General features: G+C 75.3%; 11 protein-coding genes. 6 read left to right on the forward strand and 5 right to left on the reverse strand.

The features are described from left to right. Nucleotides 1-408 precede the first annotated feature (408 nt). Nucleotides 409-801 carry a hypothetical protein gene (locus AA75_RS29830; RefSeq protein WP_033823412.1) on the forward strand — a complete coding sequence of 131 codons (393 nt, stop codon included), beginning with the start codon at nucleotides 409-411 and terminating at the stop codon, nucleotides 799-801. 64 nt (nucleotides 802-865) lie between these two features. Then, nucleotides 866-1,822: an aldo/keto reductase gene (locus AA75_RS29835; protein ID WP_033823413.1), complete on the forward strand. Its 957-nt coding sequence runs from the start codon at nucleotides 866-868 to the stop codon at nucleotides 1,820-1,822. A gap of 88 nt (nucleotides 1,823-1,910) precedes the next feature. Here AA75_RS29835 and AA75_RS29840 read toward each other — a convergent pair whose 3' ends face one another. From AA75_RS29840 to AA75_RS29850, 3 genes are all read right to left on the reverse strand, one after another. After that, on the reverse strand, nucleotides 1,911-2,519 hold the full coding sequence (locus tag AA75_RS29840; RefSeq protein ID WP_051813713.1) for a GNAT family N-acetyltransferase: 609 nt from the start codon (nucleotides 2,517-2,519) through the stop codon (nucleotides 1,911-1,913). Nucleotides 2,520-2,586: 67 nt separating this feature from the next. Next, nucleotides 2,587-3,273 (reverse strand): nitroreductase family protein, encoded by a 687-nt coding sequence (locus tag AA75_RS29845; protein WP_033823420.1) that lies wholly within the window; start codon nucleotides 3,271-3,273, stop codon nucleotides 2,587-2,589. 66 nt (nucleotides 3,274-3,339) lie between these two features. Continuing rightward, nucleotides 3,340-4,980 carry an ABC-F family ATP-binding cassette domain-containing protein gene (locus AA75_RS29850; RefSeq protein ID WP_033823414.1) on the reverse strand — a complete coding sequence of 547 codons (1,641 nt, stop codon included), beginning with the start codon at nucleotides 4,978-4,980 and terminating at the stop codon, nucleotides 3,340-3,342. Between the two features lie 371 nt (nucleotides 4,981-5,351). Between AA75_RS29850 and AA75_RS29855 the strand changes: the two genes are divergently transcribed. Then, nucleotides 5,352-6,959 (forward strand): ABC-F family ATP-binding cassette domain-containing protein, encoded by a 1,608-nt coding sequence (locus tag AA75_RS29855; RefSeq protein WP_033823415.1) that lies wholly within the window; start codon nucleotides 5,352-5,354, stop codon nucleotides 6,957-6,959. Nucleotides 6,960-7,251: 292 nt separating this feature from the next. Then, nucleotides 7,252-7,668 carry a hypothetical protein gene (locus AA75_RS29860; RefSeq protein WP_033823416.1) on the forward strand — a complete coding sequence of 139 codons (417 nt, stop codon included), beginning with the start codon at nucleotides 7,252-7,254 and terminating at the stop codon, nucleotides 7,666-7,668. A gap of 8 nt (nucleotides 7,669-7,676) precedes the next feature. On the opposite strand, the gene AA75_RS29865 is transcribed toward AA75_RS29860, so the two are convergent. Then, nucleotides 7,677-8,075 (reverse strand): nuclear transport factor 2 family protein, encoded by a 399-nt coding sequence (locus AA75_RS29865; RefSeq protein ID WP_033823417.1) that lies wholly within the window; start codon nucleotides 8,073-8,075, stop codon nucleotides 7,677-7,679. A 164-nt stretch (nucleotides 8,076-8,239) separates the two neighbouring features. On the opposite strand from AA75_RS29865, the gene AA75_RS29870 reads away from it, so the two are divergent. Both AA75_RS29870 and aroA read left to right on the forward strand, forming a co-directional pair. Further along, nucleotides 8,240-8,764: an N-acetyltransferase gene (locus tag AA75_RS29870; RefSeq protein WP_233289253.1), complete on the forward strand. Its 525-nt coding sequence runs from the start codon at nucleotides 8,240-8,242 to the stop codon at nucleotides 8,762-8,764. 193 nt (nucleotides 8,765-8,957) lie between these two features. Further along, nucleotides 8,958-10,193, forward strand: a complete 1,236-nt coding sequence (gene aroA, locus AA75_RS29875) for a 3-phosphoshikimate 1-carboxyvinyltransferase (protein WP_033823418.1) — start codon at nucleotides 8,958-8,960, stop codon at nucleotides 10,191-10,193. Nucleotides 10,194-10,301: 108 nt separating this feature from the next. Here the strand turns inward: aroA and AA75_RS29880 are convergent, their stop codons facing one another. Further along, nucleotides 10,302-11,012 carry a Pr6Pr family membrane protein gene (locus AA75_RS29880; protein ID WP_199520440.1) on the reverse strand — a complete coding sequence of 237 codons (711 nt, stop codon included), beginning with the start codon at nucleotides 11,010-11,012 and terminating at the stop codon, nucleotides 10,302-10,304. Nucleotides 11,013-11,216: the final 204 nt, after the last annotated feature.

Below are 11,216 nucleotides of genomic sequence, written 5' to 3' on the forward strand. Positions count from 1 at the left end.
CCCCCCCCGCCAGTACGGCGGTGCCGCCGCCGGCCAGGGCGGCCGCGCACAGCAGCGGGACGAGCCGGGAGCGCCGGCGGGCGGCGTGGCGGGGGACTGCGGCACGGGGCATGGGGGTGCCTTTCGTGGACGGTGCCAGGGCGCCCGCGGGCCGGTGGGGCGGCGCGCGGGCCGGCGGCGCGGCAGGTGGGGTGAGCCTGAACTGCCCTCGCGGTGGGACCCGGAGGGGGTGTGCGGTGCCGGGGCTGGTCGTGCTGTCCTGAGTAAAAGTGGACTAGACCAAGTGGGCACGTCAAGCATCCGGGGGTGGACTTACGGCCGCTTTAAGGTCGGTGGCCCCGGGCGGGCCCGAGGGCGGTGTCGGGCCGGGCTGTTAGGTTTCCCCCGTCGTCCGGGAAGGGGAGCGGTATGGGTGGGCCGGCGAAGGGGCACCGGGACGCGGTCGCGGTCCGGGCCGGGCTGAACGACCGCCAGCGGGCGTTCCTGCGCGCGATCGTCGACGCGGACCGCCGGCAGGACCCCGAGGGCTGGGTGCTGTTCTCGCTCGAGCGGCCGCCCGCGCCGGGCGGTCCGGTCCAGGTCATGGACGGCCTCCGGGCCGACGGCTGGAGCCCGCGCGGCGCCCGCTCCACCCTGCGCGCGCTGTTCGACCGCGACCTGGTCGGGATCTCGCACGGGCTGGTGCGGCTCCCGGACGGCGGGCTCACCCCCAGGGTCAGGACCAGGGCCCTCGACCTCGGCCGGGCGGTGGCCCGCGCCGGGCGGTCCGACGCGGACGGCCCGTCCCCGGGCGGTGCTTGACCTGGAGCGCACTCCAAGCGGCAGGCTGGGCGCGTCAGTCCGACCGTCCGAAGGAGAACCGGCAATGCGCACCACCACACTCGGCAGCAACGGCCCCGCGACCGGCGTGGTCGGTCTCGGCTGCATGGGGATGACCTGGGCCTACGACCCCGCCGGGCGGGACGACACCACCTCGGTCGAGGTGATCCGCACCGCGCTCGACCTCGGGGTCACCCTGATCGACACCGCCGACATCTACGGGCCCTACGACAACGAGGAGTTGGTCGGCAGGGCGCTGGCCGGGCCGTACCGGGAGCGGGCGGTACTGGCCACCAAGGTCGGCCTGGTGCCGGGCACCGGCGACGAGCGGGTGGCGCGCAACGGCCGCCCGGAGCACGTGCGGCAGGCGATCGACGCGAGCCTGCGCCGCCTCGGCACCGACCACGTCGACCTCTACCAGCTGCACCGGGTCGATCCCGAGGTGCCGATCGAGGAGACCTGGGGCGCGCTCGCCGAGGCCGTCGCCGCCGGCAAGGCGCGGGCGATCGGCCTGTCCGAGGTCACCGTGGAGGAGATCCGGCGGGCCCAGGCGGTGCACCCGGTGGCCTCCGTGCAGTCCGAGCTGTCGCTGTGGACCAGGGACCCGCTGGCCGAGGTGGTGCCGTACACCGAGGCGCAGGGCATCGCCTTCCTGCCGTTCTCCCCGCTCGGCCGCGGCTTCCTGGCCGGGCGCTTCGCCTCCGCCGCCGACCTGCCGGCCGAGGACTGGCGCGCCACCCTGCCGCGCTTCCAGGCGGACGCGCTGGCGGCCAACCAGGCGCTGGTGGCGGCGGTGCGGGAGATCGCCGACCGGCTCGGGGCGACCCCGGCGCAGGTGGCGCTGGCCTGGGTGCTCGCGCAGGGACGGTACGTGCTGCCGATCCCGGGCACCAAGACGCCGAAGTACCTCGCCGACAACGCGGGCGCCGCCGACCTGGTGCTCGGCCCCGAGGAGCTCGCGGCCCTGGACGCCGTCCCGGCACCGGTCGGCGAGCGCTACTGACCGGCGGGCGCCCGCCGGCGCGCAGGAGGGCCGCCCGGTCGCACCGGGCGGCCCTCGCCGTGGCCCGCCGCCGGGGCCGGGGTCCGGCTCAGCGTTCCATGATCCAGACCAGGTTGCGGCCGGTCTCGGAGGGGGCGGTGATCTCGGCGTCCCGGACCCGGTCCAGGCGGTAGCCGAGCTTGCGCGGGACGGCCGCGCTGGCGGTGTTGGACTCGTCGCAGTGGATCTCCACCCGCTCGATGCCCGGCAGCGCGAGGGCGGCCCCGGTCAGCGCGCGGGCCGCGGCGGTGGCGATGCCGCGCCCCACGTGGTCCACGTCCACCCAGTAGCCGATCTCCAGCGCGCCCGGGCCGATCCGGCCGTGCAGGCCGAACGCGCCGACCACGCTGCCCGGCCGGGCGTCCAGGCCGACCAGGTACATGAAGTCGGTGCCCTGGTCCCAGACCTCCTCGCCGGCCCGGCACATCTCGATGCTGTGCTGGAGGTTCGGCGGCTCCTGCGCCCAGGGCATCCAGGGCCGCAGGTGCGCGAGGTTGGCCCGGACCGCCTCGTTCACGGCGGGCCCGTCCGCCTCCCGGCGGCGGCGCAGCGAGACGACGCCGTCGAGGGCGATCAGCTCGGGCGGGCGTCCGTCGGTGACGGCGGCGGACGGCGGCGGCCCGGGGTCGCGCGGAGGGGTGTCGGCTGTGCGGCTCATGACAGGATTATCGCCTCACCGGATCCGCTCCCACCAGCGCTTTTGCCCCGGACCCGGCGCCCGCGGCTCAGAGCCGCACCAGGACCTGGTCGAGGTCCTTGCGGTGCAGATCCGGCACCCGGGCGTGGTCGGCGGGGTAGCCGACCGGGATGACGTACGCGGCCCGCTCCTCGGCGGGGCGGTCGCAGACCTCGTTGAGGAAGCGCATCGGGCTCGGCGTGTGGGTGAGGGTGGCCAGCCCCGCCTGGTGCAGGGCGGCCAGCAGCAGGCCGACGGCGATGCCGACCGACTCCTTGGTGTAGTACGGGCGCGGCGAGTCCGGGCCCTTGTGCACCTCGAAGACCACGATCACGGCGGGCGCGTCCGTGAGGAACGGCTTGCGCCAGTCGGTGCCGATCGGCGCCAGCGCGGCCAGCCACTCCTCGGAGGCCCGGTGCCCGTAGAACTCGCGCTCCTCCGCCTCGGCGGCCTCCCGCAGCCGCCGCTTGCGGTCCGGGTCGGTGATCACCACGAACCGCCAGGGCTGCACATGGGCACCGCTGGGGGCGGTGGCGGCGGTCCGGACCGCCCACTCCACCACCCCGTCCGGGATCGGCCGGGTCGAGTAGTCGCGCACCGTCCGGCGCCGGGCCATCAGGTCGTGGAAGGCACGGGCGCGGTCGCCGGCCTCGTGGGCGGGCACCGTCATGGGGCTCAGCTCGACGGTCGGGTACGACGCCGGCGAAGCACTGTCAACCACGGGACTGTCAACCATGCTGCCCAGCACAGCACATGACGGTGCGTCGGCGGAAGGGGTCGAAGGGTCCCGAAGGGTCCAGACCTATCGGGCCTCGTGGACCAGACCACCCTCGACGGTGAGCCGCCGGTTGACCGACACCGTCTCCAGCATCCGCCGGTCGTGCGTCACCAGCAGCAGCGTGCCGGTGTACGTGGCGAGGGCCGACTCCAGCTGCTCGATCGCGGGCAGGTCGAGGTGGTTGGTCGGCTCGTCCAGCACCAGCAGGTTCACCCCGCGGCCCTGCAGCAGGGCGAGCGCCGCCCTGGTCCGCTCGCCGGGCGACAGGGTGGCCGCCGGGCGCAGCACGTGCGCCGCCTTCAGCCCGAACTTGGCCAGCAGGGTGCGGACCTCCTCCGGCGCGGTGTCCGGCACCGCCGCGGCGAACGCCTCCAGCAGCGGCTCCCCGCCGAGGAACAGCCCGCGCGCCTGGTCCACCTCGCCGACCACCACGCCCGAACCCAGCGCACTGCTGCCGCCGTCAAGCTCCAGCCGGCCGAGCAGCGCCGCCAGCAGGGTGGACTTGCCGGCGCCGTTGGCCCCGGTGATCGCCACCCGGTCCGCCCAGTCGATCTGCAGGTCCACCGGCCCGAGCGCGAACTCCCCGCGCCGCACCGTCGCCCCGCGCAGGGTCGCCACCACCGAGCCGGAGCGCGGCGCGGCCGCGATCTCCATCCGCAGCTCCCACTCCTTGCGCGGCTCCTCGACCACCTCCAGCCGCTCGATCATGCGCTGGGTCTGCCGGGCCTTGGACGCCTGCTTCTCGGTGGACTCCTGGCGCTGGGCGCGCCCGATCTTGTCGTTGTCCGGGCCCTTGCGGCGGGCGTTGCGGACGCCGTGCTCCATCCAGTTGCGCTGCATCCGGCCGCGGGCCTCCAGCGAGGCCTTGGTGTCGGCGTACTCGTCGTACTCCTCGCGGGCGTGCCGGCGGGCGATGTCCCGCTCCTCCAGGTACGCCTCGTAGCCGCCGCCGTACACGTTGACCTGCTGCTGGTGCAGGTCCAGCTCGACCACCCGGGTCACCGTGCGGGCCAGGAACTCGCGGTCGTGGCTGATCAGCACGGTGCCGGCGCGCAGGCCCCTGACGAAGGACTCCAGCCGCTCCAGGCCGTCCAGGTCGAGGTCGTTGGTCGGCTCGTCGAGCAGGAACACGTCGTAGCGCGACAGCAGCAGCGAGGCCAGGCCCGCCCGGGCGGCCTGGCCGCCGGACAGCGCGGTCATCGGCAGGTCGAGGCCGACCTTGAGCCCGAGGGTGGCGGCCACCTCCTCGGCCCGCTCGTCGAGGTCGGCACCGCCCAGCTCCAGCCAGCGGTCCAGACTCTCCGCGTACGCGTCGTCGGCGCCCGCCCGGCCCTCCACCAGACCCTCGGTGGCCTCGTCCAGCGCGGCCTGGGCGGCGGCGACACCGGTCCGGCGGGCCAGGAACGCCCGCACCGACTCGCCCTCACGGCGCTCCGGCTCCTGCGGCAGGTGGCCGACGTTGGCGCTCGCCGGGCTGAGCCGCAGCGAACCGCCCTCCGGGGTGTCCAGCCCGGCGAGCAGCCGCAGCAGGGTGGACTTGCCGGCACCGTTGACCCCGACCAGACCGATCACCTCACCGGGGGCGACCACCAGGTCCAGCCCGGAGAACAGGGTGCGGTCGCCGTGGCCGGCGCTGAGATCCTTGACGACGAGAGTGGCACTCATGATGCCCCGATCCTAGTCGCCGCCCGGCCCCGTCCCGTCCGGCCCCGTCCCGCCCCGGGCGGCCCGGGCGGGACGGGGCCGGGCGCCGGAAATTGCGTTGCGGCCCCGTCCGGCCGCTGCCTACGGTGGGGAACGTCCGGTGGAACGCCCCGGCTGCCACCCCGCAAGACTGGAGAAGGCCCTTGCTCGTCTGAGGTCACGGGACACCGCCCCGCCCGCCTGAGTACCCGGCGTGCGGCGTGCGCGTGCGACCTCGGCAGCGAGCAGGCGCCCCCGATCCGCGGGCCCCTCCCCATCAGTGCCGTCGTACCGCACCAGCGGTGTCTCCCGTGTTGCTCCGACCATCCACGGCAACCGTCCAGGAGACCTGCATGTCCCATCCCGTCACGTCCGTCCTGTGCACCGACCTCTCCTTCGAGTGGCCCGACGGCACCACCGTCCTCGACGGCTTCCAGCTCGCCGTCGGTCCCGGCCGCACCGGCCTGATCGGCCTCAACGGGGCCGGCAAGTCCACCCTGCTGAAGCTGATCGCCGGGGAACTCACCCCGGCCGGCGGCACCGTCCGGATCGCCGGCGAACTCGGCTACCTGCCGCAGGACGTCACCACCCGCACCGACCAGCGGGTGGACGAGGCGCTCGGGATCCGGGCCGCCCGTGAGGCGCTGCACGCCATCGAGTCCGGCGACGCCGACGAGGCGCACTTCGCCGCCGTCGGCGACGACTGGGACGTCGAGGAACGCGCCCGCGCCACCCTCGACCGGCTCGGACTGCACCTCGACCTCGACCGCACCGTCGGCGAGCTCTCCGGCGGCCAGGCGGTCCTGCTCCACCTCGCCGCGCTGCTGCTGCGCCGCCCCGACATCCTGCTGCTCGACGAGCCCACCAACAACCTCGACCGGGCGGCCCGCGCCCGGCTGTACGAGGCGGTGGCCGGCTGGCAGGGCGTCATGGTGATCGTCAGCCACGACCGCGGGTTGCTCGCCCACGTGGACCGGATCGCCGACCTGCGCGACGGCGAAGTCACCTGGTACGGCGGGAACTTCGACGACTACCAGGCGGCCCTCGAGGCGGAGCAGGAGGCCGCCGAACGGCTGGTCCGCAACGCCGGGGCCGACGTCCGGCGCCAGCAGCGGGACCTCGCCGACGCCCGGATCAGGCTGGAGCGCAGCGCCGCCTACGGCAAGAAGCGCTCGGTCACCCGCAACGACCCGAAGATCTTCGCGGGCGCCTTCAAACGGCAGGGCGAGGAGACCGCGGGCCGGCTGCGCGGCATGCACGCCGACCGCCTCGCCGACGCCAAGGAACGGCTGGCCGAGGCCGAGGAGGCGATCCGCGACGACGCCGAGATCCGGATCGACCTGCCGCACACCGCGGTCCCCGCCGGCCGCACCGTCCTCACCCTGGACAAGGTCCGGCTCGCCCACGGCACCCGGGTGGACCTGGAACTGCGCGGACCCGAACGGATCGCCCTGGTCGGCGGCAACGGCACCGGCAAGTCCACCCTGCTGCGCACCATCGCGGGCGAACTCGCGCCGGTCCGGGGCGAGGTGGACACCCCGGTGCCGCTGCGCCACCTCCCGCAGCGGCTCGACCTGCTGGACGACGGGCTCACCGTGGTCGGCAACGTCCGGGCGTTCGCGCCACGGGCGGGGGAGAACGCCGTGCGGGCCCGGCTGGCCAGGTTCCTGTTCCGCGGCGCCCGGGCCGACCGGCTCGCCGGCACGCTCTCCGGCGGCGAGCGGTTCCGGGCGACGCTGGCGGCGCTGCTGCTGGCCGAACCGCCGCCGCAGCTCCTGCTGCTGGACGAACCGACCAACAACCTGGACCTGGCCAGCGTCCGCCAGCTCACCCAGGCGCTGTCCGGCTACCGCGGCGCACTGATCGTGGCCAGCCACGACGTGCCGTTCCTGCGCGGGCTCGGCATCACCCGCTGGCTGGAGGTCGCGGACGGCGAGGTGCGCAGCGTCGAAGCGCTCTGACGGTCCGCCGCCCGCGGCACCGACCCCTCCGGTGGGCCTCGCCGGAGGGGTCCCGCCCGCGGTCCGGCTCCGGTACCGTGGGCCGCGGGCGGGGACCGCCCCGTCGGTGACGCGACGTCACCGTCGCCTCCCGCGAACCGAAATGGCGCGATGCCGACCGGCCCGATTGGTGCGCGGCCGTACCGGTGCATACGATCGCCCTGCCGGAACCGCTTCCGGTGCGCAGCAACCTGTACGCCTGTGTTCGCGGCGGCCGGCGCACCCCGCGCCCGGCGGATCTGAAGGGGCGTCGGTGATCCTGGACCAGTTCGGCGGACTGCTGGGCGCGCTGTTCCCGCTGCGGGGCACCGGACGCCCCGGGCGGCGCCGCCGCCGGGCCTTCGAGGCGGGTCGGGTGGTGAGCTTCGAGGCCAGCGTGCTCGGCGCCCAGCCCTACTGCCTGCCCGCCGTCGGCGTCCTGCACCTGTCCCGCGCCGGGCTGCTCGCCGTCCCCGCGGCCGGAGCCGGCACGGACGGACGGCCGGTGCCGCTGCACCGGCTGGACGTGGTGCTGGTCCGCGACCGGCTGAGGTCCGACCCGAGCACCATCCGGCCGTTCTGGCGGGTCGCCGAGTGCCGGGACGAGAACGCCCTGATCATGGTGGGCTGCGCCGCCGACCCGATGGAACTGCTGCTCCACGCCCTGGGCCGGGTGCGGCCCGCCCGCTGACTCGCCGGTCAGGCGTGGTCGGACCAGGAGAAGGCCGCGATCCGCCAGCCCTGCGGGGTACGGACGAACTGGAACACCTTGGTCCCGCCGCCCTCGAACGGTTCGCCGTCCAGCGTCCCGGACTTGCGGTACTCGCCGATCCGCGAGGCCACCCCGCCGGCGATCTCGGTCCGCTCCGAGGTCTCCCACTCGTGGAACCCGGTGAGCCGGCCCTCGGCCAGCAGCTTCTCGCGCGGCTCGACGAACTCCTCGACCGTGTGGACGGTGAGCGGCGGGCCGGAGTTGACGATCACGCCGCCCGGGATCATCAGCCGGCGGATCCGGGCGACATCGGCGGGCCCGCCCGCCCGGTTGTCGAAGGCGCCGAAGAACTCGGCGGTCACCGCGTCGATCTCGGTCCTGTCCATGGCGCGACAGTAGCAGCGCCCGGGCCCGGACAGGAGGCGGTCACCGGGATCGATGCCGTCAGCCGGCCGGCGCGGTCCGCCCGACGCCGTGCCGCCGGCGGGCCGGGCGTCGGCGGCCCGAAAACCGGCGGTGTGCGGGGCCGGGTGCCGGGTACCGTCGCGGCATGCCGAACCCCACCACCGAGCCGACCCCCGACACTCCGACCCCGGACGCCTCCGTACCGACCGAGGCGCGGCCGCCCGCCCCGTTCGTCCCGGACGGCTTCACGCCGCCGCGGATGCTGACCGCCGGGCCGCTGCGCCTGGAGCCGCTCGGCCCGCAGCACAACGCGGCCGACCACACCGCCTGGACCACCAGCATCGAACACATCCGCGCCACCCCCGGCTTCGCGGAGGGCAACTGGCCGCCCGCGCAGGGGATGACCCCGGCGGACAACCTGCGGGACCTGGAGCGGCACGCCGAGGACTTCGCCCGCCGCACCGGCTTCACCTTCAGCGTCCTCGACGGCCCGACCGAGGCCGACGTGGTCGGCTGCGTGTACGTCTACCCGTCCCGCACCGAGCCGGGTACGGCCCGGGTCAGTTCCTGGGTCCGGGCGGACCGCGCAGAGCTGGACGGACCGCTGCGCCGGGCGGTGGCCGACTGGCTCGCCGCCGACTGGCCGTTCCAACGGGTCGCCTACCGCTGACGGCGGCACCCGGCGGTGGACGCCTTCACCACCCCGCCGCCGCCGGGCCGGCCGGGCTTTCGGCCGGCCGCAGCCGGGCCGCGTCCACCAGCTGACACGCCCGGGCGCGGTCGCGGAGCCGGCGGGCAGGATGGCGGCCGAGGCCGCCCGCGCCGGTGGCGGCAGACGAGCGCCGCAGACCCCAGGAGAGCGTGTGACCACCGTCGAGATCCCCGGTTCCAAGTCGGTGACGGCCCGGGCCCTGTTCCTGGCCGCCGCGGCCGAGGGCACCACCACCCTGCTGCGCCCGCTGGCCTCCGACGACACCGAGGGCTTCGCCGAGGGCCTGGCCGCGCTCGGCTACCGGGTCGAACGGACGGACGGCGTCTGGCGGATCGAGGGCCGTCCGCAGGGCCCGGCCAGGGACGCCGAGGTGTACTGCCGGGACGGCGCCACCACCGCCCGCTTCCTGCCCACCCTCGCCGCGGCGGGCCCCGGCTCCTTCCGCTTCGACGCCTCCGCGCAGATGCGCCGCCGTCCGCTCGCCCCGCTCACCGAGGCGCTGCGTGCGCTCGGCGTCGAGCTGCAGCACGAGGAGCGGGAGGGGCACCACCCGCTGCGGATCGCCGCCCGCGGCGTCCGGGGCGGCGAGGTGACGCTGGACGCCGGGCTGTCCTCGCAGTACCTGACCGCGTTGCTGCTGCTCGGCCCGCTGACCCGGGAAGGCCTGCGGATCACCGTCACCGACCTGGTCTCCGCGCCGTACGTGGAGATCACGCTGGCGATGATGCGCAGCTTCGGCGTCCGGGTGGAGCGGGAGGGCGATGTCTTCTCGGTACCGCCGGGCGGCTACCGGGCGACCGAGTACCGGGTCGAACCGGACGCGTCCACGGCGAGCTACTTCTTCGCCGCCGCCGCGCTGACCGGCCGTGAGGTGACCGTCCCCGGGCTCGGTGCGGGGGCGCTCCAGGGCGATCTGCGGTTCGTCGAGGTGCTGGAGCGGATGGGCGCCCGGGTCGGGCTGCGGGGCGACCGGGTCACGGTGGCGGGTGCGCCGGGCGGCCGGCTGTCGGGCCTGACCGTGAACATGCGCGACATCTCGGACACCATGCCGACGTTGGCGGCCATCGCCCCGTTCGCGGACGGCCCGGTGCGGATCGAGGACGTCCACAACACCCGGGTCAAGGAGTGCGACCGGCTCCAGGCGTGCGCGGACAACCTCCACCGGCTCGGCGTCGACGTCGCCACCGGCCGGGACTGGATCGAGATCCGGCCCGGCACCCCGCGGGGCGCCGAGATCGAGACCCATGGCGACCACCGGATCGTGATGTCCTTCGCGGTGGCGGGCCTGCGCACCGAGGGGCCCGTCACCTTCGACGACCCCGGCTGCGTCCGCAAGACCTTCCCGGACTTCCACCGCACCTTCGCCGCCTGGTCCGCAGCCGCCTGACCACCCGCCGCCCGACCACTCGGCGCGCCCCCTACCCCGCCCCGGCGCCCGGGGGCCTCTTCGCGTACTGCGTCGTCCCCCGCATCGAGCTCGTGGCGGTCTACCGGGTCACCCCGCCGCCCGGGTGACTCCGGGAGCCGGCGCCTCGCTCCGGGCCGTCGGGGCGGCGGTGGGGGCGGTGGCCGGGCGGAGCCGGCGGTTGATGAGGGTGCCGAGGCGGTCGAGGCCCACCACGGCGGCACCGAGCAGTACGAACTCGACGGTCAGCTGCGCGATCTGGCCCGCCACCCAGGCGTGGCCGTTGGTGGTCGGGTCGAGGAAGAAGTACGGGTACTTCAGCGGGAAGGACGGGAACAGGGCGGCCCGGACCTCGGTGACCACGGCGTAGCCGAGCGGGAAGGACAGCCACAGCGGCAGGTCGCGCCAGCGCGAGGCGTTGCGCGGCTTCAGGCAGAGCCAGTCGGCCAGGACCATCAGCGGCGTGGTGTAGTGCAGCAGGAAGCTGGACCAGTTCTGCAGCCGGTCCGGTCCGGGGCCGAGGCCGGGCAGCGGGTTCGCGCCGTGGTTGAGCAGGATGTGGGCGACCAGGCCGGTGATGGTGATGTAGAGGGTGACCGCGCCGCGCAGGCGGGGCGCGGGGGCGTCGACGGTGCCGCGCCGGACCATCCAGTGGACCGCGGCGGCGAAGTAGCCGAGCACGATGACGTTGCTCTCGGTGGTGAAGTACACCAGGGAGCTGTTGCCGAGGATCAGCCCGAGCCCGGCGGAGAGCACGATGCCCAGGCGCCACCAGAGCGCGGGGCGGGTGCGGACCGACATGCGTTCACCAGTTCGTTCGGGGGGATTCACCGGGCGTTGGGGCGGATCGAGGCGACTCTACCCGCCGGTAGCGCGGCCGGGGAAGCGCCCGCCCGCTGCTCGCCCGCCGCCCGGCGGTGCGGGGCGGCGGGCGGCGGTGGGGCCGGGCCGGGTCGGTGCCCGGCGGTCAGAAGACCAGCCGGGCCGGTTCGTGGGTGTGCGCCT

The organism is Kitasatospora sp. MBT63, from assembly GCF_000710465.2.
In the GTDB taxonomy this organism is placed as follows: domain Bacteria; phylum Actinomycetota; class Actinomycetes; order Streptomycetales; family Streptomycetaceae; genus Kitasatospora.